This window comes from Micromonospora sp. NPDC047134 (assembly GCF_040643455.1).
Lineage (GTDB): Bacteria > Actinomycetota > Actinomycetes > Mycobacteriales > Micromonosporaceae > Micromonospora.
Genome location: NZ_JBEYUI010000035.1, coordinates 1 through 23,166, shown reverse-complemented (window position 1 = coordinate 23,166; position 23,166 = coordinate 1). Strand labels below are relative to the sequence as shown.

Sequence of the window (23,166 nt, the reverse complement as noted above, 5' to 3'; positions counted from 1 at the left end):
CCCATGGGGGACCACGACGACCTGCGTAAATTCATCTCTGACCTGGCTGTGGTCCACGGCCGGGTGGTGCTCTCCTCAGGGCAGGAGGCCGACTGGTACGTCGACCTCAGGCGCGTCACACTCCATCACCGGGCGGCACCGTTGGTCGGCCGGGTGATGCGGGAACTGACCGCCGACTGGTCGTACGACGCAGTCGGTGGTCTGACTCTGGGCGCTGATCCGATCGCTCTGTCGATGCTGCACGCTCCCGGACGTCCGTTGGACGCTTTCGTGGTGCGCAAGGCGGGCAAGGCGCACGGGCTACAGCGGAGGATCGAGGGCCCCGAGGTGGCCGGTCGTCGGGTGTTGGCGGTGGAAGACACCTCCACTACCGGTGGAAGTGTGTTGACCGCTGTCGAAGCACTTCGCGAGGCCGGGGCCGATGTCGTGGGGGTGGCCGTAATCGTTGACCGTGGTGCCGGCGATGCGGTGCGAGCCGCCGGATTGTCCTATCGGGCGGCCTATACGTTGGCTGACCTCGGCCTTGTGGCGTAAAAGTTTGCCGATTCGGATCTGCTGATATGCAGGCGGATCGATGCTGCTGGTGGAAGGATGGAATACGTGGGAACTGCGTTGGCCGAAATGACTATGCCTCAGATCTCGCCGCTTGCCGGTGAGCCGATCGAACGTGCCGATGCCGAGCGGCTGGCCGGGGTCCTCAAGGCCCTTGCCGACCCCGCCCGGTTGCGGCTACTCAGCCTGATCCAGTCGGCGCCAGAGGGCGAGGCGTGCGTGTGCGATCTGACCGCACCGCTCGGCCTCTCCCAGCCGACGGTCAGCCACCACCTGCGGATCCTCACCGAGGCCGGCTTGCTGGAGCGGGAGAAGCGCGGTGTGTGGGCCTACTACCGACTGGTCCCGAGCGCGATCGCCACGATCGCCGACCTGCTGACCCCGCCGCGTAAGCGGGCCACCAAGAAGGCTCGCTGACTCGCCGCCGCCTGGTGGCTACCGTGGGCAGCCACCAGGCGGCGAGGTCAGCGCAGCTGTGAGGTCGCGTACGCCTCCTCGGTGAGGTCCTGCGCCGCGCGACGAAGCCGTCGACGCTCGGCGAGGACCATCGCCGCGGGTGGCCTGCGGCAGACCGGTCAAGGCGAACGCGCCCACCGCGGCGAGGACCAGGCCGGTGATCTCCTTCCACCGCCAGGGTGCGCCGGGCACCATGCCGATCAGCAGCGGGATGACCACCTCCCAGTGCACCGTGCCCCAACCGTTCGCCCAAAGCCAGGAACAATCCGTTCCGTCGATCGCCGGAGGTCACCCGGACGGCCTCCGGCAAGGGGCACCCAGGCTACCGGTACGTGATCCATTCCCTGGCGCGGTCACAGCCGAGGGTCGACCGGCTCGGACTCACAGGCCAGGATCGCGAAGACGAACTCGTGTCGGCGCCACAGCGGTGCCCCCTCGGCCAGGGCGTCCAGCGCGGCCAGCCCCAGGGCGTGTTCGCGCAGGGCCAGGCCCCGCTTGCGGCCCAGTGATCGGCCCCGCAGGGTGGCCAACTGCCCGGGATCGAGGTAGCTAGGGCCGTAGATGAGGCGCAGATACTCCCGTCCTCGACACTTGATCCCCGGCTGGAGCAGGGCACCCTTGGCGCTGCGGGCGGCCGGGCCGGCGTACGGCTTGACGACCATGCCCTCGCCGCCCTCGGCGGTCAAGGTCGACCACCATTCGGTGGCGGCGCGTACCCCCTCGGTGTCGGAGAGGTCGACCACCTGACGACGGGTGGGGGTGAACAACCCCGGGTCCGCCGCGCAGAGTCGGTCGGCCAGGGCCAGGTGCCAGCCGTGATCCCGGTCGGCGTAGCTGGCCTTCCGGCCCGCCAGCACCGCGAAGGGCGCTAGGGTCACGCCCCGCAGGCCCTCCGTCGGACGCACGTACGCCCGGTAGGCCGCCGTGTAGGCCAGCAGATCGTCGCGTCGCCCGGCCATCCGCTCGCGTAGGGCCCCCACCTCCAGCCCTCGGTCGGCTGCCGCATCCAGCGCGGCCAAGGCGGCCGGCAAGGCCGCCCGACCGGCGGCGCCGACGCTCGCGTACTGCTCACGGATCAGTCCCTCGGCCTTGGCCGACCAGGGCAACACCTCGCAGTCCAGCAGCAACCAGTCGGTGTCCAACTCCTCCCACAGCCCGGCGGCGGACACTGCGGCCCGGACCCGGGTCAGCAGATCGGCCTCCGACTCCGCCGGGAAGAAGGGCCTGCCGGTGCGGGTGTGCACCACCCCGCGGCCCGGCGAGAACGGGCCGCCCTCGTCCTCCCGGCAGACCAGCACGACCGCCCGGGAGCCCATGTGCTTCTCCTCGCAGATCACCCGGTCCACCCCGGCCGCCCGGTAGTCGGCGAAGGCCTCCGCCGGATGCTCCAGGTAACCGTCGAGCTTCGAGGTCGAGCAGGGCGCCATGGTCGGCGGCAGCCACACCAGCCAGCGGGGATCGACCGCGAAGCGGCTCATCACCTCCAATGCGGCGGCGGCGTTCTCCGCCGGTACGGTCAGCGAGCCGTACGGGTGCTCGATGTGCCGACGGCCGAGCACATCGGTCAGTTCCAGCACCTCGTCCGGTCGGGCCGGTGCGGCGGTCAGCGGGCGGACCGGGGCGTACCACTCACGCTCCGCCGGTACCCCCACCAACTCCCGTTCCGGGTAGCGCAGGGCGGTCAGCCGGCCGCCGAACACGCAGCCGGTGTCGATGCAGATGGTGTTGTTGACCCATTCCGGCTCCGGAGTGGGGGTGTGGCCGTAGACCACCGTGGCCGTACCCCGGTACTCCCGGGCCCAGGGGTAGCGCACCGGCAGGCCGTACTCGTCGGTCTCCCCGGTGGTCTCGCCGTACAGGGCGAAGGCGCGTACCCGCCCGGAGGCCCGGCCCTGGTATTCCTCCTTGAGCCCGGCGTGGGCCACCACCAACCGGCCGCCGTCGAGCACGTAGTGGCTGACCAGGCCGTCGACGAAGGCGGCCACCTCGGCGCTGAACTCTGCCGGCTCGGCGGCCAGCTGTTCCAGGGTCTCCGCCAGGCCGTGGGCCACCTTCACCGTGCGCCCGCGCAGACTGCGCAGCAGCTTCTGCTCGTGGTTGCCGGGCACGCAGAGGGCGCGCCCGGCCGCGACCATGCCCATCACCAGGCGGAGCACCCCCGGGGAGTCCGGGCCCCGGTCCACCAGGTCCCCCACGAACACCGCGGTACGCCCCGCCGGGTGGGTGGCGTCGACCGGCCGACCGGCCTCGTCGCGGTGCACCTGCCAACCCAGCCGGTCCAGCAGGGTCTCCAACTCGGCGCGGCAGCCGTGCACGTCACCGACGATGTCGAAGGGCCCGGTCAGCTCCCGCCGGTCGTTGAACAGCCGCTCGATGCGGATCTGGGCGGCCTCGATCTCCTCGACCCCCCGCAGCACATGCACCTTGCGGAAACCCTCCCGAGCCAACTGGGAGTACGTCCGGCGCAGGTCGCGGGACATCCGGGCCAGCACCTGCCGACCGAAGGTCCGGTCGGCTCGGGCCTCGGTACGCGCCCAGGCCAACTCCTCCGGTACGTCCAGCACGATCGCCACCGGCAGGACGTCGTGTTCCCGGGCCACCCGGACCAGGGCGGCCCGGGCGTGCGGCTGGAGGTTCGTGGCGTCGACGACGGTCAGCCGACCGGCCCGCAGTCGCTTGCCGGCCACGTAGTACAGCGCGTCGAAGGCGTCCGCCGAGGCGGACTGGTCGTTCTCGTCGTCGGCGACCATCGCCCGGAAGGCGTCGGAGGAGAGCACCTGGCTGGGCGCGAAGTGCCGGCGGGCGAAGGTGGACTTGCCGGACCCGGAGACGCCGACCAGCGCCACCAGCGACAGCTCAGGCACATCCAGTACAGCCACCGCACCTCCTTGAAAGGAAGGGCCCCTTGTTAACGCCTCCGGTAGAGCAGGGGCCCCCTGTTAACACTCAATTCCGGGTGAACACGGCCAGTTGGGTCGGCGCCCCCAGCCCGGGGTCCGCATCGCCGATTCCCCGTACGACCGCCGAGTAGCCGTAGGTCGTGCAGACCCGGTCCACCCACCCGGCGAACTCCGTACGGGTCCACTCGAAGCGGTGGTCGCCGTGCCGGAAGCCGCCCGCGGACAGACCCTCGTACCGGAGGTTGTACTCCACGTTGGGGGTGGTCACCACGACCGTGGTCGGTCGGGCGTGACCGAAGACGGTGTCCTCCAACGCCGGCAACCGGGGCGGATCGAGGTGCTCGACGACCTCCATCAACACGGCGGCGTCGTACCCGCGTAGCCGCTCGTCCCGGTAGGTCAGGGCGGACTGGTGCAGGGTGACCCGGTTGCGTTGCCGCTCGGGGAGCCGGTCCAGGCGCAGCCGACGAGCGGCCAGGTCCAGGGCCCGGGTCGAGACGTCCGTGCCGATGATCTCGGTGAACCGGCGGTCCCCGATCAGGGTGGCCAGCAGGGCACCGGAACCACACCCCAGATCCAGTACCCGCTGGGCACCGGCCTCGACCAGTGTGGCGTGCACCGCCTCGCGCCGCTGGGCGGCCAGGGAGGCCCGGGGGGTCGACTGGTCGGTCGCCTCCTCCTCGCCGCCCGGCTCGTCCGTGGGGCACTGTGCGGCCAGCCGTTCCAGGGCGTGGGCGGCCAGCGCCCGCCGGTGGGCCAGGTAGCGGCGCACGATCAGGCCGCGCTCCGGATGGTCGGCCAGCCAACCGGCACCCACCCGCAGCAGCTTGTCCACCTCGTCCGGGGTCACCCAGTAGTGCTTGGCGTCGTCCAGCACGGGCAACATGACGTACAGGTGGTGCAGGGCCTCGGCCACCCGCAGGGTGCCGGTGAGGGTGAGATCGAGGTACGGGCTGTCACCCCACTGCGGGTGCCCCTCGTCCAGGGCGATGGGGGTGCCCGTGACCTGCCAGCCCAGCGGAGTGAACAACCGGGCGGCGACCTCGGCGCCACCCCGGCAGCGCAGCACGGGCACCCGGACTTCCAGCGGAATGGGGGTGGCGGCCAACTCCGGGCGTTCCCGGGAGTCGCCCCGCAGGGCCGACCGGTACACCCGCGACAGGGCGGAGGCGAGCAGGCTGGACGCGGCGTACGGCCGGTCGTTGACGTACCGCCCGAGGGTGAAGTCTGCCGGGGTGGTGGTCGGCTGCCGTCCACGACCTCTGCCCCGCGCGGCGGCCAGCTTCGTGGGGTCGACCTCAAGCAGGAGGGCGGCCGTGCAGCGTGCGTCGTCGGCCTGCGGATAGAAGACGTGCGCGGTACCGACCGGCAGGTCGAAGGCGTGCGTACGACCGGGATGCTTGACCAGCAGGTGACCGAGGTCGGTCGCCGGCCGGTGAGTGGTGGTCAGGGTCAGCAGCACCGGCCCATGGTGTCAGCTCGATCGATCTTGCGTCGCCCCGATTATCGGGTCAGCGGTAGTCCTCCTCGTCGGCGGCGACCACCCGGGCCTGCTCCATCGCGTCCCAGTCGTCGACCTCGAAGCCGCGGTGCGGTTCCTCTTCACCGTGCGCGGGGTCGATGACGGCGGCCTGCTCGATGGCGTCGGCCGGCTCAGCCTCCAGGTCGCGCTCCTCCGGGCCGAGGTGGTCGCCGGGGGCGAAGTCCTCTTCGGGCTGACCCATTCGATGCCTCCGGGTAATCGGTGGACAGTTCCCACCCACCGTACGGGCTGAGTCGGCACCTCGCTGGGAACCGACCTGCCGGGCGCGTGAGGGTACGCCGTACTCGCAGGTCAGTCGGGCCGAACCGGCCCGCCGGCGGCTACCCGGTGCCAGGATGTTGTCGTGGGCTTCCTCATCCGACTGGCGACGACCGCGGTCGCACTGTGGGTCACCACGCTGATCGTGCCCGGGGTCGAGGTGACCGGACGCAGGTTCTCCGACACCGCCTTCACTTTGATCATCGTGGCGTTGATCTTCGGGGTGATCAACGCGGTGCTCAAGCCGGTCATCAAGGTGGTGGGCTGTGTCTTCTACCTGGCGACTCTCGGCCTGTTCGCCCTGGTGGTCAACGCTCTGCTGTTCCTGCTGACCGACTGGATAGCGGGGTCGCTGGACCTGCCGTTCCATGTCCGGGGCTTCTGGGCGGCCTTCTGGGGCGCCATCGTGATGGCCGTGGTCACCTGGCTGATCAGTGTCATCGTGCCGGACTCGATGGATCGACGGTGAACCCCCGGCGCGCTGGCCCGGTTGTGCCCGGCTGTGTGAGCTACGGGATACTTCCCGCGGAGGACAGCGCGGTCCGGCGTGCCCATTGGATTCAGGCGCCGTAAACCGGCACGCAAGGAGAACAGCGGCCGCACGGCCGACAGCGGCAAGTAAGGAGCGTTCGACATGCCCATCGCTTCCCCCGAGGCTTACGCCGAGATGCTGGACCGCGCCAAGGCGGGCCGGTACGCGTACCCGGCGATCAACGTGACGTCGTCGCAGACGCTCAACGCGGCGCTCAAGGGCTTCGCCGACGCGGAGAGCGACGGCATCATCCAGGTCTCCACCGGTGGCGCCGAGTACCTCTCCGGCCCCTCGATCAAGGACATGGTCACCGGTGCGGTGGCGTTCGCCGCGTACGCCCACGAGGTGGCCAAGAAGTACCCGGTCAACATCGCCCTGCACACCGACCACTGCCCCAAGGACAAGCTGGACAAGTTCGTCCGGCCGCTGATGGCCATCTCCCAGGAGCGGGTGAAGGCCGGCCAGGAGCCGCTGTTCCAGTCGCACATGTGGGACGGCTCGGCCGTGCCGGTGGCGGAGAACCTGGAGATCGCCGAGCAGCTGCTCGCCGAGGCCGCCAAGGGCAAGATCGTCCTGGAGATCGAGGTCGGCGTCGTCGGCGGCGAGGAGGACGGTGTCGAGAACGCCATCAACGACAAGCTCTACACCACGGTCGAGGATGGCCTGGCCATGGTCGAGGCCCTCGGCCTGGGCGAGAAGGGCCGCTACATGGCGGCGCTGACCTTCGGCAACGTGCACGGGGTCTACAAGCCGGGCAACGTCAAGCTCCGCCCCGAGGTGCTCAAGCACATCCAGGAGGCGGTCGGCGCCAAGTACGGCAAGGAGAAGCCGCTGAGCCTGGTCTTCCACGGCGGCTCCGGCTCGCTGCTGTCGGAGATCCGCGAGGCCCTGGACTACGGCGTGGTGAAGATGAACATCGACACCGACACCCAGTACACCTTCTCCCGCCCGGTCGCCGACCACATGTTCCGCAACTACGACGGCGTACTCAAGGTCGACGGCGAGGTCGGCAACAAGAAGATGTACGACCCGCGGGTGTGGGGCAAGGCCGCCGAGGCCGGCATGGCCGCCCGCGTGGCGGAGGCCTGCGAGCACCTGCGCTCGACCGGCACCACGATGACCAAGTGACGCACTGACGTCGTGACGACGGCGGCCAGACTTCCTCCCGGAGCCTGGCCGCCGTCGCTTTGTTAATAGGGGGCCCTTCCTCTACCGGAGGCGTTAATAAGGTGCCCTTCCTTACCCCAGGAGAAGCCGGACGGCCTCGTGGGCGTCGTCGGTCAGGTGCACCGTGCCGGACAGGTCACCGAACGGGGAGCCGGCCAGCAGCGGGCGCAGCAGGGCCTCCACCGGCAGTTCCTCCGTCCAGTAGGTGCGGTCCAGGAAGACGTACGCCCCACTGGCCCCGTCGGTGCCGTAGTAGGTCTTGGTGGCCGCCTGGAACACCTCCTGCACCGTGCCGGCCCGGCCGGGGGCGAAGACGATTCCGCCTCGGGCCAGCCGCAGGATGGTGTCCTCCCGGATGGCGTTCGAGAAGTACTTGGCGATCCGCCCGGCGAACAGGTTCGCCGGTTCGTGGCCGTAGAGCCAGGTGGGAACGGCCAGCCCGCCGCAGTGGGCCCAGTCCAGGTCACCGGTGGCCAGTTCGGTCGAGTCGGCCCGGTACGCCGTCAGCGGATCGGTGCCCTCCGGTGGTGGGGTGACTGACCGGCCGTACAGTTCCCGGACCCGAAGGGCCGCCGCCGTGTACCGGTCGTGGTCGGTGTAGTCGGGGGCGGTGGCCAGCAGGTCGATGGCGGCGGTCAGGTCCTCGGCCGGGCGGGTCGACAGGTAGGCGCCCAGGTTGGCGGCCTCCATCACCCCCGGCCCCCCACCGGTGACCACCAGCCGCTGAGCCCGCGCCAGCTCCCGGCCGAGCACCGCGGCCATCCGGTACGACCGGCTGCCCCGGCGTACCGCGTGCCCGCCCATCACCCCCACCACCGACTGCGGCCCGTGCGCGGTCAGCCAGGCGCGGGTGGCGTCGGCCAGGGCGTTGTCCACCCCGTGGTCGTGCAGCCGCTGGCTGAGGGCCTCCCGCACGTCGGGCAGGGCCCCGCCGTGGTCCCGGAAGTGCGCGTACACCCGGTTGTCGTACATCGCCTGGTAGCCGCCCTCGGCGAAGCCGGCGGCCAGCTCCTCCGGGGTGTAGAGGTGCGGCGGCTGGGTCGGGTAGGGCAGCCCGGAGAAGGGGGGCACCACGTTGGCGCCGCGCCGGACCAGGTCGGCGCCGACCTGTCGGGAGGCGAAGCGGCAGCCGACGAAGAGGGTCCCGGCCACCTCGACGGAGGTGAAGTCGGGGACCGGCGCCAGATCCAGCCGAAGCCCTTGAATGGTCAGCCCGACCAGGCTTCCGCCGGCCAGCCGCCGATCGAATTCGGCCCGGGTCTGAATCTCGTTCGTCCAGGTGTGCGGCTCGATGACGTCCGCGGGGGGTGGGGTCGGCACCCGGTCATCCTGCCCGGCCGGTTCAACCCGCGCCGAGCGGCCCCGGCCCGGATTCCGGCGGCCTGACCGGGGCCTGTGGGCCGATCGGTCGGCGCGCCTGCCGGACCCGCTCGCACACCCTCGCGCGAAGCGGGTTGAATGGGGCGATGCAGAACCTCCTACCTGAGCCACCCGCCACCCTCCTGCCCGCCCACGAGGAGGCCGACGCCGCCCTGGCGGCGGCGGAGCAGGCCGGCAGCGACGAGGCGTACACCGCCGCGGCGGGCCGGTTCCCGAACCACAGCGCCGCCTGGGCGGCACTGGCCACCCGGGCCTTCGCCGAGGACCAGGCCGTCACGGCGTACGCGTACGCCCGTACCGGCTACCACCGTGGCCTGGACCAGCTGCGCCGCAACGGCTGGAAGGGACACGGTCCGGTGCCCTGGTCGCACAAGCCGAACCGGGGCTTCCTGCGGTGCCTGTACGTGCTGTCCCGGGCTGCGGACGAGATCGGCGAGGCCGACGAGGCGGCCCGCTGTGCCCAGTTCCTCCGCGACTGCGACCCGGCCGCCGCCGACGCCCTGGCCAGCAACTGACCCACCTGGCCGCACTGCGACGCTGACGCCGCCAGGCATGATCGCGCTCGATCCCGGATCGAGTGGTCTCCCGCGCTCTGGAAGCCACTCGATCCCGGATCGAGCGCGCCGCTCCCGCCCGGGTCTACAGGCCCTCGGCGACCGCTGCGGCGATCTTCAGCCAGGCGTCTCGGGTGGCCGCGGAGAGTCCGGCGTATCGGATGGGTTCGCCGGTGTCGATGAGCCGCTCGTACGGGGCCAGCAGCACCGCCCGGGTGCGCGCGGCGAAGTGCTCCTGGATGGCCGGCAGGTCGATCTCCTTGCGCGAGGGCGGCATCGAGACCACCGTCACCGCCTGCCGGACCAGCCGTTGCCGTCCGCTCTGCTCCAGGTGGTCGAGCATCCGGGCGGCGGTCTCGGCCGAGTCGTTACGGGCCGACATGGTGACCACCAGTTGATCGGTGGCGTCCATCGCCGCCTGCCAGTTCTGCGCCCGTACGTTGTTGCCGGTGTCCACGAAGATCAACTTGTAGAACCGGCTGACCACCTCGCGGATCTCACCGAAGGCCGCGGCGGTGAGCATCTCGCCACCGGTAGCGGACTCGTCCGAGGCCAGCACGTCGAACATGCCCTCGCCCTGCGAGCGGACGTACTGCGACAGGTCCCCGACCCGGCCGTGCGCCCCGTGGAACTGCCCCAGATCACGCAGCAGGTCCCGCACCGTACGGGAGTGGAAGTCCTGCTGGGCCCGCATCCCCAGGGTGCCCTGAGTCTCGTTGTTGTCCCAGGCCAGCACGTAACCGCCACGCTTCTGACCGAAGGTCATGGCGAGCAGCAGGATGGCCACCGTCTTGCCGGCCCCACCCTTGGGGTTGACCACGGTGACCTGACGCAGCCCACCGAAGTTGCGCCGCACCATCTCGATGTCCCGCTTGAGTTCCAGCTCGTGCCGACCCGGTGGCAGCTTCACCAGGCCGGTTTTGTTGACCACCGCGCGGAGCCCGATGGTCGCCACCGGTTCGGTGGGGCGTACCTGCCGCCGCCGGGCGAAGTCCTCCGCGGTGGGTGCCCCGCCGGTCTCCTGGGTCCAACCCTGGTCGGCGTACCCGGGAGGGGTCCGGGAGGCGGTCTCCACCGGCTGAGACGGCGCGGTGGCCGCCGGCGGGCCCTGCTGCTGCCAGGGCGCCGGCTGCCAGGCCGGTTGTGGTGGGAAGGGACCGGGCGGGGTCGCATACGCCGGCCCGACCTGGGGTGCTCCCGGCCCGGGAGGGGGCGCGACGGGCGTCCTACCGTCGGCCGAGGGCGCTGGCACCTGCGCTGCGGCCGTGAAGGGCGGCACCTGGGCGGTGGCCGTCAGAGGCGGCCCTGGCTGGGGTACGGGCGACTCGACGGCCTCCGGGTCGCCGTGCTGCGCCGAGGCCGCGTGCCGTCCCTGCTCACCGTGCTGCGGTGCCACGGCATAGCCGCCCTGCTGGGCCGAGGAGTCGCCGCCCTGGTGGGCCGAGGGGTCACCGTGCGGGTGGGCCGGGGTGAGGGGCTGATGCGGGCCGGGCTGTGGGGGTACCGCCGGGCCGGGCTGCGGGGGTATCGCGGCGCCGGAGAAGGGGGCGGTGGGAATCGGCGGCAGCGGCTGGGCCGGTCCGGCCCAGGTGGGGCGTGGTGTGACCGCGGAGGCCACCCCCCGCTCGCCGGTCTCCGGCGGGGTGGCGGCACCGGACCGCTGCGGTGGTTGCGCCCAGGGGGACTCCGCCGTCGGTCGGGCCGGTGTCGGCTCGCCGCCGTCCGGAGCGGTCTCCGGCGCGGAGTCCGGGTGAGCCGGGTCCGCGTTGTCGTTGGCCGTGGACGCCGCACCCTCCCGGTTCGGGGTAAGAGCGGTCGGCGGGTCGAGGGTGAACGGCAGGTTCAGGTCGACCTGACCGGCCTCCGGCTGAGGCCCGACGGGCACCACGGCCCGCCCCGACGCGGCGGCGGTGCCGGCACTGTCCGCCCCCGGCCCCCAAGCGCTGCCCTCAGCCCCTGGACCCCAAGCGCTGCCCGATCCGGCGGTGGTGCCGGCGCTGTCCGTGTCCGACCCCCATGCGCTGCCCGACGCGGCGAAGTCCGGACCGGCGGGCACCCCCGGATCCGGTTGGTTGGCCGTGGCCGGTGCCCAGCCGCTGGCAACCGGCCCGCCGGTGAGTGAGGGGTAGTCGGCCGGCGAGGGAGGTACGGCGTTCGGGTACCCGCCCGGCACCCCCGGCTGGGTGGCCGAGGGCACCGGGTGTACGCCGGGCGGCGTGGCCGGATGTACGCCGGGTGGTGTGGTCGGGCGGACACCGGGTGGTGTGGCGGCGGGCGGCGGTGGATCCCATCCGGACGCGCCGAAGCCGTCGATCTGGTCCGGTGGCCAGAGTGGTTCGATGTCCCGTTCCGGCACCCCATGCTGGCCGGGCGCGGGCACCCGGTCGGCGTTCTCGTCCACCACGGTTCCTCCCCATTCCTCCAGCCGAGGATAGGCCCACCGGCCGATCTCGGCCGCCGGTGCGGGACGCGGTCAGGCGGTCCAGACCGCCCAGGCCCCCGGCTCGGTCCACCAGGACCGCTTACGGGTCAACTCAGCCTGCACACCGTCGTCCAGGTAGGGCAGTGCGGCATCGTCGCGGGGCAGCACGGAGGCGGCCCGGCCACGTGCCCGGCGTACCTCCAGGCGTACCCGCCGACGGCCCAGCCGGGACCGGGTGACCACCGGTACGGCCACCGCCACCTCGACCAGCCCGTCGGTCGGATCGGGGTCGGCCAGCAGGGTTACCTCGTCGAGCCGGGCGTAGCCCCCCGCGTTGCCGATCACGCAGGCCAGCAGGGGATCGTCGCCGTTGGACAGGACGGCGTCGTCGACCTCGACCCGGCCGCGCCAGTGCAGGGGTCGCCCGTCCTCACCGGCCGCCCCGAGCAGGGCGCCGTCCAGGGTGACCGAGCCGCCGTCGTTGCGCAGCAGATCGAGCCGCCGGGGGGTGCCGTCGAGTACCGCGGCGGCCACCCCCGCCGGGTCGCGCGGCAAGCCGAGCTGCGCGGCCAGGTCACGGTGGGTGGTGCTGCGGGCCGGGTCCAGCGGCAGTACGCCGATCGGCGGCAGGTCCGGCACGGTCCGGTTGCCGGCCAGGTCCGCCGGGCGACGGCTGGGGGGTGGGGCGTACCGCCGGACCAGCCGGCGCAGCACGGCGCGCAACTGTGCGTCACCGGCCACGGCCGCCACCAGGCGGGTCTTGGAGTCCGGATCCGGCCAGGTGAGGCCGTCAGGCCGGGCCGGGCCGTCGAGCCGGGCCAGCACCTCGTCGATCTCCGCGTCCGACCGGGCCGTCACCGTCTCGACCCGGGCACCCCGAGCGGTCAGCGCGTCGGCACAGGCCAACACGGGTACGCGGGGGGTCTCGCAACGCTCCTCACGGTCCTTGGCAGCCGCCGTCACCGCACCGCCACAGCAGGCTTCGCCGCTGCCGCACCCAGCTCCGGGAGCGTCCCGCTCCGAGCCCAGTGTGAGCAGCACCACGTCGTACACGGGTAGCTCCTCCTGCTTATCGCGCGACCCCTGCCGGTCGTGCCGTCACTACTTGTTAACCTGACACCCCGGGCTCGCTGACCGGTCGCCATCTGGCACCCGAGCCTTCTGGAGGCGAGAAGATGCCAGCGATCGTGCTCCTCGGCGCTCAGTGGGGCGACGAGGGCAAGGGCAAGGTTACCGACCAGCTGGGTGAGCGGGTCGACTACGTCGTCCGTTACTCGGGCGGCAACAACGCAGGCCACACGGTGATCACCCCGGACGGCCAGAAGTACGCCCTGCACCTCATGCCCTCGGGGGCACTCTCCCCGAACGCCGTGATCGTCATCGGCAACGGTGTGGTGGTCGACCCGAAGGTGCTGCTCAGCGAGATCGACGGGCTGGCCGAGCGGGGCGTCGACGTCTCCCGGCTCCGGATCTCCGGCGACGCGCACCTGATCATGCCGCACCACCGGGCGCTGGACCGGGTGGTGGAGCGCTACCTGGGCAGCTCCCGCATCGGCACCACCGGCCGGGGCATCGGCCCCGCGTACGGCGACAAGGTCGCCCGGATGGGCATCCGGGTGCAGGACCTGCTCGACCCGGGCATCCTGCGCAAGAAGCTGGAACTCGCGCTGCGCGAGAAGAACCAGGTGATGTTCAAGGTCTACAACCGCAAGGGCATCGACCTGGACGCCACCATCGAGGAGTACCTGGAGTACGCGGAGCGGCTGCGGCCGTACATCGCGGAGACCCGGTCGATGCTCTGGGACGCCCTGGACCGGGGCGACACCGTCCTGCTGGAGGGTGCCCAGGCCACCATGCTCGACATGGACCACGGCACCTACCCCTTCGTCACCTCGTCGAACCCGACGGCCGGCGGGGCGTGTGTGGGCGCGGGCATCCCGCCGACCGCCATCACGAAGGTGATCGCGGTGAGCAAGGCGTACACCACCCGGGTCGGCTCGGGCCCCTTCCCGACCGAACTGTTCGACGACAACGGCGCCCACCTGCGCAAGGTCGGCCACGAGTACGGCACCACCACCGGCCGGGAACGTCGCTGCGGCTGGTTCGACGCCGTGGTCGCCCGCTACGCCTGCCGCCTCAACGGCGTCACCGACCTGGTGATCACCAAGCTGGACGTGCTGACCGGCCTGGCCACGGTCCCCATCTGCGTCGGGTACGAGATCAACGGCAAGCGGGTCGACGACATGCCGATGACCCAGACCGACTTCCACCACGCCACCCCGATCTACGAGGAGCACGACGGCTGGTCGGAGGACATCACCAAGGCCAGGACCGAGGAAGACCTCCCGGAGAACGCCCGGCGCTACATCGCCCGCATCGAGGAACTCTGCAACACCCGGGTCTCGGTGGTGGGCGTGGGCCCCGGCCGCGAGGAGAACGTGACCCGCCACCCCCTCCTCCCCTGACTTCCCGTTTCCGTGTTGGTCAAGAGGTTGGCGTCTCGGAGAGCCGCCGGATCTGAGACGCGAACCTCTTGATCAACAGGGGTCGGGGTGGGGGTGGGTAGGATTCCGGGTCGTGCGGGTTTTGTTGCTGGGTGGTGGCGGGCGGGAGCATGCGCTCGCGCTGCGGCTTGCCGAGGATGCGTCCGTTTCCGAGTTGATCTGTGCGCCGGGTAACCCCGGGATCGCGCAGGTCGCCCAACAGCGGTCGGTGGACATCGTCGATCCGGGTGCCGTCACGGCGCTCGCCGTCGAGGTGGCCGCGGACCTGGTGGTGATCGGGCCGGAGGCGCCGCTGGTCGCCGGGGTGGCCGACGCGGTACGCGCCAAGGGCATCCCGGTGTTCGGCCCGAGCGGCGAGGCGGCCCGGCTGGAAGGGTCGAAGACCTTCGCCAAGGACGTGATGACCGCCGCCGGAGTCCCCACCGCACGGGCCTACACCTGCACCGAGGAGCAGAGCGTCGGCCGGGCGCTCGACGAGTTCGGCCCGCCGTACGTGGTGAAGAACGACGGGCTCGCCGCCGGCAAGGGGGTCGTCGTCACCGAGGACCGGGCGGCGGCACTGGAGCACGCCCGGCAGTGCGGTCGGGTGGTGATCGAGGAGTACCTCGCCGGGCCCGAGGTGTCGCTGTTCGTGGTGACCGACGGGGAAGCGGCCGTGCCGCTGCTGCCGGCTCAGGACTTCAAGCGGGTCGGCGACGGCGACACCGGCCCGAACACCGGGGGCATGGGGGCGTACGCTCCGCTGCCCTGGGCCCCGGCCGGTCTGGTCGACGAGGTCATGCGCGATGTGGTGTACCCGACCCTGGCCGAGATGCGCCGCCGGGGCACCCCCTTCGCCGGTCTGCTCTACGTCGGGCTGGCGATCACCGCCAAGGGCCCCCGGGTGATCGAGTTCAACGCCCGCTTCGGTGACCCGGAAACCCAGGTGGTGCTGGCTCTGCTGGAGACTCCGCTGGCCGGGCTGCTGCACGCCGCCGCCACCGGCACCCTGGCCGAGCACCCGCCGCTGCGCTGGCGTCCCGGTGCCGCCGTCACCGTGGTGGTCGCCGCCGAGGGTTACCCGGCCAAGCCGCGTACCGGTGATGTGATCACCGGGGCGGACCGCCCCGGGATCATCCACGCCGGCACCCGTCAGGACCCCGACGGCGCCTTGCTCTCCGCCGGGGGCCGGGTCCTCTGCGGTACGGCCACCGGCGAGAACCTGGCCGCCGCGCGCGATGCGGCCTACCAGTTGGTACGCGAGGTGACCCTGGAAGGCTCGCATCACCGCTCCGACATCGCCGCCGTCGCGATCGAAGGCGGCATCGTCATCCCCCACTGACCAGCGCCGGTGCCACCACGGGCGGTGGCGATGTCGTCTGGACCGGTGGTGCTGGTGCCCGCCGGGACCGAGGAGGCACGGTGAGTGGGTTCTCCACGCTGGTGACCGTGGTGGCACTGGGTGGGGCCCTGCTGCTGCTCGTGGCCGGGGTCGGTCATGCCGTGCACCCGCAGCGGGTCCGGGCCCTGCTGGCCCGGCAGGCTCTGCTGCCCTCCGTGATGCAAACCTGGGCCGGTCGGCTGCTGGGCGCCACCGAGGTGGGTCTGGCCCTGATGGTCCTCGGTGTCGTGCTGCTCGCCCCGCACCTGTCCGCCGCCGGGTACGCCCTGCTGGCGGGCACCTACCTCGTCTTGGCGGGCTACGCCGAGGTGCTCCGAAGGCGTCGACCCGGTACCCCCTGCGGCTGCCTGGCGGGTGCCCGATCCACCGGCCTCCCGGTGGTGATCCGCGCGCTGATCTTCGCTGCCGCAGCCGGGTCGGTCGCCGTGGCGGCAGCGGCACCCCAAGCCGAGTCGGTGCTCCGACCCGGTCTCGAAGTGTGGCTGGCCGCCGGCGTGACGGCCACCGCCGGATGGCTGGTGCCAGAACTGTTCTGACTCCACTGTGGTCTTGGCTTCAGCCGGGGGCGACAAAGCCGCACAGAACTCCAAGATCAGGTTTAGTCGCTTCGAAGGGATCTACCCACCGAGAATCGACGCCCTGAATCGGCGATTTGGATTGGTCCGGGGGGTAAAGCCCGAAGCCGTGCCGGGCCAAGATTTTGGTCGCATAAGGACATTGCCCCAAATGCCGTGCAGGACATTGCTTTCCCTGGTGCCGTTGCTACGGTCTGACCACCAGGAAGGGAGATCAAGTGCCCGTTCAAAGTCTTGAGTTGGTGGCACCGAGCGCTGCGGTGGTAAATGTCGAGTTAGCCGAATTCCCCCGGGTCACCAGCGTCGCGGCCCATGTCCGTTTCGCCAGTGGGGCGTACGGGCGCGGATTCCAGATAGGACCGCGCGGTTACCACGAATTCGCGTGCACCTACATGGTGGCCGCGAACCCGGTCGACCGCCTGGTTGTGCACGGCCGCGAGGTGGTCGTGTCGGAGTCGCTGGACAAGCACACCTCGGTAGCCACCCTGATCGGTGACTACCACGAGCTGATGACGGTGTTCGGTGGTCCGGCCCCGCGCCGGGAGAAGCTGGTCGAGCTGTTCTCCAGCCTGGAGATCGCCGACCAGGTTCGTGGGATGGCGCTGCGGCCCAGGCGGGAGACCCTGCTGGGCACGATGAGCGAGCACATCGCGATCTTCGCCGAAGGGCTGGGCTCGCTGTCGATCCCGGGGCCCGGCCACGCGGCCGGTCACCAGCCGCGCCATCAGGGTGCCCGGACTAAGTTCGGTGAGGTGTGGCGGTCGCCCCTGCCCGGGGTCGCCTCGGCCACCCAGTTGACCGACTACACGTACACCCTCGGTTTTCCCTCCGCCATGGCGGAGGTGGTCTTCGCCGACGGCGACGACAAGGCGACCGATGCCGACAAGCTGAGCTGGTTGGAGCAGATCAACATCTCCTGGGCGGCCGGCTGATGTCACCGTCGGTGGCGCTGACCATCCTGAACTGGACCGCCATCCTGATTCTGTTCCTGGCGGTCGGAGCCCTCCTGCGGGAGATCAGGATGCTCCGGGCGCTGGTGGTCCGCGAGGTCAGCTATTCCTCCGCCGGGCCGGACGTGGTGATGGGTGCCACCGTGACGGGTGGCTCGGATCGCATCGTCGTCGCCTCGGACACCGGCTGCCCGCTGTGCGGTGCGGTGACGGCACGGCTCGCGGAACTGTCCGCTGCGGCGGGTGTCCGCCCGGTCCTGCTCACCTACGAGGAGGTCGAGCAGTGGCCGGCGCCGATCCGGCAGGAGTTCGATGTCGTGTCCGACCGGGACGAGTGGCAGAAGATCGCCCATCTGAGCCCGCCGGTGTTGATGGCCGTCCGAGCTGACGGCCAGGTGGTCGATCTGGCCCTGCCGGTCGACGTCGGGTCGGCCGAGCGGCAGTTCGACATGTTGCGAAAGAAGATCGTGCACAGCGAGGGGAGTTCGTCATGGCGTTGACGCTCGACCAGATTCCAGACCTGTCCGTAGCCCCGCCCAACGCGCCGCGCAGCCGGGCCCTGACCGAACTGCGGGTGAAGCCGCAGCGCCGTACGGTGTTGCGCGGCATCGCCTTCAGCGCCTTCGCGGTGGGTGGGTTCGTGGCCTCCACCACCGCCCGGTTCGCCTCCCCGGCCCACGCCGAGACCGGGCCCGGCGGCCTGACCGGTTGGGACCGCAACGACTGCAAGGACGCGTACCCCAACGGCTACTCGGAGCAGAAGGACAACGTCGGGGCGTACACCTCCCGGGCGGGTGCCTGCTTCGGTGGCGTGTACCGGGGCAGCACCTACTGCGCCTCCGGTTGGCACCGGTCCGGCACGGTGCGGGACGCCCCGGTCGTCTACTACTACAAGCCGGTGTCGAACGCCTGCGGTACGACCACGAAGAAGAACGCGTGGCGGTGGACCACCCCCGACGGGGTCTGGTGGCGGTGCTCGGACGGGAACACCACGGTCTCTGCCGGCGGCACCAGCAACACCTACTTCACCATCTGCCGGTACTGACCATGCTCGAACGCAGAAGTGCCGTGCTGCGGCGGCGGTTCTGGCATCCGTTCACCGGCATGGCCTGGGTGGTCGGGATGACCCTGGTCGTGGCCGCAGTGGGTCTGGAGTACGCCGGGTGGTGGGTCACCACCGGGCTGGTGGCGGGCCTGGCCCTGACGGCCGGGTTCGCCACCAGCGGCTCCACTTGAAGCAAGAACTCAGCCGCCGTGCTGAGCTCGCCGGTCTGGCGAGGTTTTCCCGCTTTCTGCTTCTGCCTCGGGCTGGTCGCCGGGGGAATCGTCATCGCGGCGGTCCTGCTGCTGGTCGGTTCTCTGGTGCGGGCGCCCCTGCCGGTGCCGGTGCGGATCGGGATCGTGCTGGTCGCCGCCGTGCTGGTGACCTTGCGTGAACTCGGTGTGCTGCGCTTCGCGCTGCCGGAGAACCAGCGACTGGTGCCGGAGAGCGTCTTCCGGCTGGGACGGTTCGCCGGGCCCTTCCAGTTCGGTCTGGAGATGGGCACCGGGGTGCGGACCTACCTGCCCAGCGGGCTGGCCTATCTGACCGCGGTGCTGCTGCTGCTCTTCGCCACTCCGGTGACGGCCCTGGCCGCCGGGGTCGGGTTCGGCCTGGGCCGGTCCCTGATGACCATGTCGGCCCTGCACTTCGACGACTCCGGGGGCTGGAACCTGGAGTGGGATCACCGGTCCACGGCGGTCAAGCGGGCCCTGCTGCTCGCCTACCTGGCCGCCCTGGCGGTGCTGATCTCGTCGCTGCTGCCGTGAGCACTCCGGTCGGCCGATCGGTTCGATCGGTCGACCGGATCCGCGTGCAACAGAACGCCGTGCCGGTGGCGTACTAGTGGCGAGGGAGGTGGGATGGAAGCCGACGAGTTCGAGATGTTCGTCCGCCAGTCCACGCCGGCGCTGCGCCGGTACGCGCGTGCGGTGGCCGCTGACCCGGACCAGGCCGAGGACCTCCTCCAGGAGACCTACGTGCGGATGGCCGGCGCGTGGCACCGCCTGCTGGTCGAAGGCAACCCACTCGGGTACGCGAAGACCACCATGGTCCGACTGCACATCAGTTGGATGCGGACCCTGGTCCGCCGGGCCCGGCTGACCCCACCGGCCCGCCCCCTGGTCGCCGACGGGGGACTGGGCCGGGTCGACGACCACGACCAGCTCCGCCGGATGCTGGCCGACCTTCCTCCCTTGCAGCGGGTGGTGCTCGTGTTGTCGTACCTGGACGACCTGAGCGACGAGGCGATCGCCGAGGCCATCGGACGACGACCGGCCACGGTCCGTTCGCTGCGTCATCGAGCCCTGGGCGCGATTCGCGCCGAGCTGCCCACCCATGTCGGCGCTGATCGGGAGGTCGCGGGATGAGCGATGTGCGGGAAGCCCTCCGTGCGGTCTGGGACTCCGACCCCGACCACTATCCGACCGGCTCGGATCCCCTGCCGGGGGTACGCGCCCGGCTGCGTCGGCGTCGTCGGGTGCAGACGGCGGGAGCGGGGCTGGCCCTGTCCGCAGTGGTCGGCATCGGGACTTTCGGGGTCATGGTGGCCGAGCGCAGCGAGGCACCGCCGACCGGGCCCACCTCCGCCAGCCCCTTCGCACCTGATCTGTGGGGGCTGCCGCCCTACCTGGATCGGGTGGATGCCACCGAGGCGGTGCTGCGGTCGGCCCGACCTCAGCTGGTGCCGACCGGTGTCCGGGCAGCGTACGAGGGCCGGGGTCCGGTGACCCGGGTGATCGCGGTGTACGACTTCACCGCGCCGACCGGGCTGCCCGGAACGCCACGCGAGGTCAGTGTCCCTAGTGGAGCTCAGGTGCTGACCACGGACGACTCGGCGACCTCGACGGCGTACCTGACGGCGTGGCGGCCGGACGGCAGTTCACTGTTCCTGGCCGTGACCGCGGATCAGGTCGAGGTCCGATCCGCAACGATCGACGCACTGATTCAGGCCAATCTCAGCTGATGTCGCCCGATCCGGCCGGTGGCATTGGGTCGATCGGCCGCCCTGGAGATTGACATACCGTGTCACGATCATCGTGGTCGGTCCGAGCCGCCGACCACGGGGAGGAGGACGCGGTGACCGGTTTTCTCGGCGCGGCACTCAGCTTTCCCACCGTACTGTTCAGCTTTCTGCTGGTGGTGGTGGTCGGCTACTGGCTGCTGGTGTTGACCGGCGTGCTGGATCTGGGCGACGACCTGGACGTCGACGGCGGGGCGGGTGCCTTCCTCGCCGGCCTAGGTCTGGGGGGTGTGCCCAGCGCCATCATCTTCTCCCTGCTCGTCGCCGTCGCCTGGTTCGTCAGCCTGGCCGGCACCGCCCTCCTCGACGGCCTGGGCTTCGGCTCCGGCACCCGGATCCTGGTCTCGATCGGTGTCCTGCTGGCCGCCGCGTTCTGCGCGTGGCTGGTGACCCGGTTGGTCGCCATACCCCTGGAGCGACTCTTCCCGACCGAGTCGGACGCCACCCGGCACGCCTTCGTCGGCAGCCTGTGTGTCGTGCGTACCGGCACGGTCACGGTCGACTTCGGTCAGGCCGAGGTGACCGCGGCCGACGGCTCCTCGGCGGTGGTGCAGGTCCGGCAGCCGGGCGAGGAGAAGATGCCGGCGGGCAGTTCCGCCCTGATCTACGACTACGACACCGAGGGCGAGTTCTTCTGGGTCATGCCCGCCGGTCCCGCCTTCGATCCACTCAGACATTCCGCCCCGTAGCCGCCCCGGTGTAACCGCCCTACCTGCGGATCATCCCGACTGGGGCAGCCGCCCCATCGCCGGCCCGTCCCACGCCGCCCCTGAGACGTCTCGAAAGGAGGATGCGCGGGCGTTCGCCCGGCCGCTGCCGCCGGGCCGCCAACCGCCCGCGCGCCCAACCATGGAAGTCATCACCACTGGAATCGGCATACTCCTCGCCGTCGTCCTGCTCGTCGCGCTCGGCGTGGTGTTCATGGTCAGTCGGTTGTTCCGCAAGGTCGAGCAGGGCAAGGCGCTGATCGTCTCCAAGGTCCGGCGGGTCGATGTGACCTTCACCGGCGCGGTCGTGATGCCCGTCCTGCACAAGGCCGAGATCATGGACATCTCGGTCAAGACCATCGACATCGAACGGACCGGCAACGAGGGCCTGATCTGCCGCGACAACATCCGGGCCGACATCCGGATCACCTTCTTCGTCCGGGTCAACAAGACCGTCGAAGACGTGATCAAGGTGGCGCAGGCGATCGGCACCGCGCGGGCCAGCGACCGGGAGACCCTGCAGGAGCTGTTCAACGCCAAGTTCTCCGAGGCGCTCAAGACGGTAGGTAAGCAGCTCGACTTCGTCGACCTCTACACCAAGCGTGACGAGTTCCGCGACCAGATCATCCGGGTGATCGGCACCGACCTCAACGGGTACAGCCTGGAGGACGCGGCGATCGACTTCCTGGAGCAGACGCCGATGTCGCAGCTCGACCCGGCGAACATCCTGGACGCCCAGGGCATCCGGAAGATCACCGAGCTGACCACCCAGGAGAACGTCCGGACCAACGAGTTCCGGCGCAGCGAGGAGAAGGAGATCACCCGCCAGAACGTCGACGCCAAGGAAGCGATCCTTGAGCTTGAGCGACGGCAGGCGGACGCCGAGGCCAAGCAGCAGCGCGAGATCGAGACCGTACGGGCCCGTGAGCAGGCCGAGGTCACCCGGGTACGTGCCGAGGAGCGGCTGCGCGCCGAGACCGCGAACATCCGTACCGACGAGCAGTTGGGCATCCAGCACGAGAACCGGGCCCGCGAGATCGCGGTCGCCGAGAAGAACCGCGAGCGGGTCATCGCCATCGAGACCGAGCGGATCGAGAAGGACCGCATGCTGGAGGTCATCGGCCGGGAGCGGGAGACCGAGCTGAGCACGATCGCCAAGAACAAGGAGGTCGAGGCCGAGAAGCGGGCCATCGCCGAGGTCGTCCGGGAGCGGATCGCGGTGGAGAAGACCGTGGCCGAGCAGGAGGAGAACATCAAGCGGCTGCGGGTGGTCGAGGAGGCCGAGCGGACCCGCCAGGCGGTGATCATCCAGGCCGAGGCCGAGGCGCAGGAGAACCTGGTCAAGGACATCAAGGCCGCGGAGGCAGCCGAGGCGGCCGCCAAGCACAAGGCCCGCGAGCAACTGGTGCTGGCCGAGGCCCGGCAGCAGGCCGCCGAACTGGACACCCGGGCGAAGATCCGGTTGGCCGAGGGCGTCCAGGCCGAGACCGCCGCGGCCGGCCTAGCCGAGGTGCAGGTCCAGGAGCGCAGCGCCGAGGCGATCGAGAAGGTCGGCCGCGCGGAGGTCGCAGTGGAGCGGGAGAAGCTGCTGGCCGCCGCCGACGCCGTGCGCGAGAAGCTGAAGGGCGAGGCCGAGGGTCTCACCGAGAAGGCCGCCGCGATGGCCGCGCTGGACGACGCCACCCGGGAGCACGAGGAGTACCGGCTGCGCCTGGAGTTGGAGAAGGAGGTCCGCCTCGCCGGGCTGGACACCCAACGGCAGGTCGCCGAGGCACAGGCCAAGCTGGTCTCCACCGGCCTGGAGAAGGCGAACATCGACATCGTCGGTGGGGACAGCGTCTTCTTCGACCGGCTGCTCAGCTCGATCTCGTTCGGCAAGAGTGTGGACGGTTTCGTGGCCCACTCGGACGTGGCGAAGAACCTGACCAAGCCGTGGTTGGACGGCAGTGCGAGCTTCACCGACGACCTGACCCGGATGGTCGGCTCGCTGAGCAGCGCCGACGTGCAGAACCTCACCCTGTCGGCCTTCCTGGCGCAGCAGATGCGCGCCGGTGGCGCCGACCAGGGCAAGCTCCAGGAACTGCTGAAGGCCGCACAGCGTCTGGGGGTGGCGGAGACTCCGGTCGCGGCCCTGACTGGCTCGCGGCAGCGCGCCGGTGAGTGAGCCGACCGCCGGTGGGGGGGGGGGGGGGGGCCCCCCCCCCCCCCCCGCCCCCGCCCCCC

Annotated in this window: 23 protein-coding genes; 17 read left to right on the top strand and 6 right to left on the bottom strand. The window is 70.9% G+C overall.

The window, feature by feature from the left end; translation table 11 throughout:
- Window positions 1-3: 3 nt before the first annotated feature.
- Entirely contained in the window at window positions 4-534 is a 531-nt protein-coding gene (locus ABZ795_RS26785; RefSeq protein WP_327023401.1) for an orotate phosphoribosyltransferase, read from the top strand.
- Window positions 535-591: 57 nt separating this feature from the next.
- On the top strand, window positions 592-969 hold the full coding sequence (locus tag ABZ795_RS26780; protein ID WP_007454255.1) for a metalloregulator ArsR/SmtB family transcription factor: 378 nt from the start codon (window positions 592-594) through the stop codon (window positions 967-969).
- A gap of 392 nt (window positions 970-1,361) precedes the next feature.
- On the opposite strand, the gene ABZ795_RS26775 is transcribed toward ABZ795_RS26780, so the two are convergent.
- The 3 genes from ABZ795_RS26775 to ABZ795_RS26765 form a co-directional block, all read right to left on the bottom strand.
- Complete coding sequence (locus ABZ795_RS26775) at window positions 1,362-3,887, bottom strand: polynucleotide kinase-phosphatase (protein ID WP_357532346.1); 2,526 nt, start codon at window positions 3,885-3,887, stop codon at window positions 1,362-1,364.
- 67 nt (window positions 3,888-3,954) lie between these two features.
- A complete protein-coding gene (locus tag ABZ795_RS26770; protein WP_357532345.1) occupies window positions 3,955-5,370 on the bottom strand; it encodes a 3' terminal RNA ribose 2'-O-methyltransferase Hen1 in 1,416 nt (471 codons plus the stop codon).
- A 49-nt stretch (window positions 5,371-5,419) separates the two neighbouring features.
- On the bottom strand, window positions 5,420-5,632 hold the full coding sequence (locus tag ABZ795_RS26765) for a hypothetical protein (RefSeq protein ID WP_327023398.1): 213 nt from the start codon (window positions 5,630-5,632) through the stop codon (window positions 5,420-5,422).
- Window positions 5,633-5,794: 162 nt separating this feature from the next.
- Between ABZ795_RS26765 and ABZ795_RS26760 the strand changes: the two genes are divergently transcribed.
- Together ABZ795_RS26760 and fbaA are read left to right on the top strand one after the other, a co-directional pair.
- Window positions 5,795-6,178 carry a phage holin family protein gene (locus tag ABZ795_RS26760; RefSeq protein WP_327023397.1) on the top strand — a complete coding sequence of 128 codons (384 nt, stop codon included), beginning with the start codon at window positions 5,795-5,797 and terminating at the stop codon, window positions 6,176-6,178.
- Between the two features lie 165 nt (window positions 6,179-6,343).
- Window positions 6,344-7,369, top strand: a complete 1,026-nt coding sequence (gene fbaA / locus ABZ795_RS26755; protein ID WP_203221708.1) for a class II fructose-bisphosphate aldolase — start codon at window positions 6,344-6,346, stop codon at window positions 7,367-7,369.
- 111 nt (window positions 7,370-7,480) lie between these two features.
- Here the strand turns inward: fbaA and ABZ795_RS26750 are convergent, their stop codons facing one another.
- The gene (locus ABZ795_RS26750) at window positions 7,481-8,728 is read right to left on the bottom strand and encodes a hypothetical protein (RefSeq protein WP_357532344.1); all 1,248 of its coding nucleotides are present in this window, start codon (window positions 8,726-8,728) and stop codon (window positions 7,481-7,483) included.
- 146 nt (window positions 8,729-8,874) lie between these two features.
- Here ABZ795_RS26750 and ABZ795_RS26745 point away from each other — a divergent pair, with 146 nt between their 5' ends.
- Window positions 8,875-9,303, top strand: coding sequence for a DUF3151 domain-containing protein (locus tag ABZ795_RS26745; protein ID WP_327023395.1), 429 nt, complete (start codon window positions 8,875-8,877; stop codon window positions 9,301-9,303).
- A gap of 124 nt (window positions 9,304-9,427) precedes the next feature.
- Here the strand turns inward: ABZ795_RS26745 and ABZ795_RS26740 are convergent, their stop codons facing one another.
- Window positions 9,428-11,746, bottom strand: coding sequence for a chromosome partitioning protein (locus ABZ795_RS26740; RefSeq protein WP_357532343.1), 2,319 nt, complete (start codon window positions 11,744-11,746; stop codon window positions 9,428-9,430).
- Window positions 11,747-11,815: 69 nt separating this feature from the next.
- Window positions 11,816-12,817 carry a hypothetical protein gene (locus tag ABZ795_RS26735; protein WP_357532342.1) on the bottom strand — a complete coding sequence of 334 codons (1,002 nt, stop codon included), beginning with the start codon at window positions 12,815-12,817 and terminating at the stop codon, window positions 11,816-11,818.
- 122 nt (window positions 12,818-12,939) lie between these two features.
- On the opposite strand from ABZ795_RS26735, the gene ABZ795_RS26730 reads away from it, so the two are divergent.
- From ABZ795_RS26730 to ABZ795_RS26675, 12 genes are all read left to right on the top strand, one after another.
- Complete coding sequence (locus ABZ795_RS26730; RefSeq protein ID WP_357532341.1) at window positions 12,940-14,229, top strand: adenylosuccinate synthase; 1,290 nt, start codon at window positions 12,940-12,942, stop codon at window positions 14,227-14,229.
- A 112-nt stretch (window positions 14,230-14,341) separates the two neighbouring features.
- A complete protein-coding gene (gene purD / locus ABZ795_RS26725) occupies window positions 14,342-15,589 on the top strand; it encodes a phosphoribosylamine--glycine ligase (RefSeq protein WP_357532340.1) in 1,248 nt (415 codons plus the stop codon).
- Between the two features lie 80 nt (window positions 15,590-15,669).
- Window positions 15,670-16,185 (top strand): MauE/DoxX family redox-associated membrane protein, encoded by a 516-nt coding sequence (locus ABZ795_RS26720; protein WP_357532339.1) that lies wholly within the window; start codon window positions 15,670-15,672, stop codon window positions 16,183-16,185.
- 431 nt (window positions 16,186-16,616) lie between these two features.
- A complete protein-coding gene (locus ABZ795_RS26715) occupies window positions 16,617-17,156 on the top strand; it encodes a hypothetical protein (protein WP_357532338.1) in 540 nt (179 codons plus the stop codon).
- Window positions 17,156-17,674, top strand: a complete 519-nt coding sequence (locus ABZ795_RS26710) for a hypothetical protein (protein WP_327023388.1) — start codon at window positions 17,156-17,158, stop codon at window positions 17,672-17,674. Before ABZ795_RS26715 ends, ABZ795_RS26710 begins: the two co-directional genes overlap by 1 nt.
- The gene (locus ABZ795_RS26705) at window positions 17,665-18,219 is read left to right on the top strand and encodes a hypothetical protein (RefSeq protein ID WP_327023387.1); all 555 of its coding nucleotides are present in this window, start codon (window positions 17,665-17,667) and stop codon (window positions 18,217-18,219) included. The genes ABZ795_RS26710 and ABZ795_RS26705 overlap by 10 nt, the downstream gene beginning before the upstream one ends.
- 2 nt (window positions 18,220-18,221) lie before the next feature.
- Window positions 18,222-18,410, top strand: coding sequence for a hypothetical protein (locus ABZ795_RS26700; protein ID WP_357532337.1), 189 nt, complete (start codon window positions 18,222-18,224; stop codon window positions 18,408-18,410).
- An 18-nt stretch (window positions 18,411-18,428) separates the two neighbouring features.
- Window positions 18,429-18,983 (top strand): hypothetical protein, encoded by a 555-nt coding sequence (locus ABZ795_RS26695; protein WP_327023385.1) that lies wholly within the window; start codon window positions 18,429-18,431, stop codon window positions 18,981-18,983.
- Window positions 18,984-19,076: 93 nt separating this feature from the next.
- On the top strand, window positions 19,077-19,583 hold the full coding sequence (locus ABZ795_RS26690) for a SigE family RNA polymerase sigma factor (protein WP_327023384.1): 507 nt from the start codon (window positions 19,077-19,079) through the stop codon (window positions 19,581-19,583).
- Window positions 19,580-20,179 (top strand): hypothetical protein, encoded by a 600-nt coding sequence (locus ABZ795_RS26685; protein WP_357532336.1) that lies wholly within the window; start codon window positions 19,580-19,582, stop codon window positions 20,177-20,179. Before ABZ795_RS26690 ends, ABZ795_RS26685 begins: the two co-directional genes overlap by 4 nt.
- Before the next feature lie 113 nt (window positions 20,180-20,292).
- Entirely contained in the window at window positions 20,293-20,925 is a 633-nt protein-coding gene (locus tag ABZ795_RS26680; RefSeq protein WP_357532335.1) for a hypothetical protein, read from the top strand.
- 160 nt (window positions 20,926-21,085) lie between these two features.
- Window positions 21,086-23,107 (top strand): flotillin family protein, encoded by a 2,022-nt coding sequence (locus ABZ795_RS26675; RefSeq protein ID WP_357532334.1) that lies wholly within the window; start codon window positions 21,086-21,088, stop codon window positions 23,105-23,107.
- The last annotated feature ends 59 nt before the right edge of the window (window positions 23,108-23,166 follow it).

What these genes read in the sequence shown, in the direction of transcription:
- ABZ795_RS26700 (WP_357532337.1), top strand. Translation starts at nt 18,222, where the DNA reads ATGCTCGAACGCAGAAGTGCCGTGCTGCGGCGGCGGTTCTGGCATCCG.
- ABZ795_RS26685 (WP_357532336.1), top strand. Translation starts at nt 19,580, where the DNA reads ATGAGCGATGTGCGGGAAGCCCTCCGTGCGGTCTGGGACTCCGACCCC.
- ABZ795_RS26765 (WP_327023398.1), bottom strand. Translation starts at nt 5,632, where the DNA reads ATGGGTCAGCCCGAAGAGGACTTCGCCCCCGGCGACCACCTCGGCCCG.
- ABZ795_RS26780 (WP_007454255.1), top strand. Translation starts at nt 592, where the DNA reads ATGGAATACGTGGGAACTGCGTTGGCCGAAATGACTATGCCTCAGATC.
- ABZ795_RS26710 (WP_327023388.1), top strand. Translation starts at nt 17,156, where the DNA reads ATGTCACCGTCGGTGGCGCTGACCATCCTGAACTGGACCGCCATCCTG.
- ABZ795_RS26705 (WP_327023387.1), top strand. Translation starts at nt 17,665, where the DNA reads ATGGCGTTGACGCTCGACCAGATTCCAGACCTGTCCGTAGCCCCGCCC.
- fbaA (WP_203221708.1), top strand. Translation starts at nt 6,344, where the DNA reads ATGCCCATCGCTTCCCCCGAGGCTTACGCCGAGATGCTGGACCGCGCC.
- ABZ795_RS26715 (WP_357532338.1), top strand. Translation starts at nt 16,617, where the DNA reads ATGGTGGCCGCGAACCCGGTCGACCGCCTGGTTGTGCACGGCCGCGAG.
- ABZ795_RS26785 (WP_327023401.1), top strand. Translation starts at nt 4, where the DNA reads ATGGGGGACCACGACGACCTGCGTAAATTCATCTCTGACCTGGCTGTG.
- ABZ795_RS26730 (WP_357532341.1), top strand. Translation starts at nt 12,940, where the DNA reads ATGCCAGCGATCGTGCTCCTCGGCGCTCAGTGGGGCGACGAGGGCAAG.
- ABZ795_RS26675 (WP_357532334.1), top strand. Translation starts at nt 21,086, where the DNA reads ATGGAAGTCATCACCACTGGAATCGGCATACTCCTCGCCGTCGTCCTG.
- ABZ795_RS26745 (WP_327023395.1), top strand. Translation starts at nt 8,875, where the DNA reads ATGCAGAACCTCCTACCTGAGCCACCCGCCACCCTCCTGCCCGCCCAC.
- ABZ795_RS26690 (WP_327023384.1), top strand. Translation starts at nt 19,077, where the DNA reads ATGGAAGCCGACGAGTTCGAGATGTTCGTCCGCCAGTCCACGCCGGCG.